This window comes from Protofrankia sp. CiT1, assembly GCF_917627335.1.
In the GTDB taxonomy this organism is placed as follows: domain Bacteria; phylum Actinomycetota; class Actinomycetes; order Frankiales; family Frankiaceae; genus Protofrankia.
This window is the reverse complement of sequence record NZ_CAKJTP010000009.1, coordinates 60,465-60,963: the sequence shown is the minus strand read 5'-3', so window position 1 is coordinate 60,963 and position 499 is coordinate 60,465. Positions and strand designations below refer to the sequence as shown.

The 499-nt window shown below is 69.7% G+C and carries 1 protein-coding gene; it reads left to right on the top strand.

All coding sequences use genetic code 11. The annotated features are described in order from the left end of the window. Positions 1 to 54: 54 nt before the first annotated feature. Positions 55 to 429 (top strand): fluoride efflux transporter CrcB, encoded by a 375-nt coding sequence (crcB, locus tag MJ785_RS03250; protein ID WP_239309530.1) that lies wholly within the window; start codon positions 55 to 57, stop codon positions 427 to 429. Positions 430 to 499 lie beyond the last annotated feature (70 nt).

The window sequence follows — 499 nt, the reverse complement described above, 5'->3', positions numbered from 1 at the left end:
TGGCACAGCGCCACTGATGGCACAGTGGGCACGGCTCGGTCACAAGGCGGACACGTGAACTGGTTGCTGGTGATCATAGGCGCGATGATCGGCGCGCCGTTGCGCTACCTGACCGACCGGCTGGTGCAGGCCCGGCACGACACGGTGTTCCCGTGGGGCACGCTCACCGTTAACATGATCGCCAGTGGTGTCCTCGGCATGGTCACCGGGGCGGTGCGCGCGGGAGCGGCGTCCTCCCAGGCAGCACTGCTGGTCGGTACCGGGCTCTGCGGGGCGTTGAGCACCTGCTCGACGTTCTCCTACGAGACGCTACGGCTCGCCCAGGACGGCACCCGGCTGCTCGCCGTGGTGAACGTCGCCGGCAGCGTGCTGGCCGCTGTCGGCGCCGTCGCGGCCGGGACGCTTCTCGCCCGGGGGGTGTGGGGGTAAGAATCCCGGGGGGTGTGGGGTAAGAACGCAGCCCCATCCACCCGGACGCCACTCCCTGATCCAAGGCCCT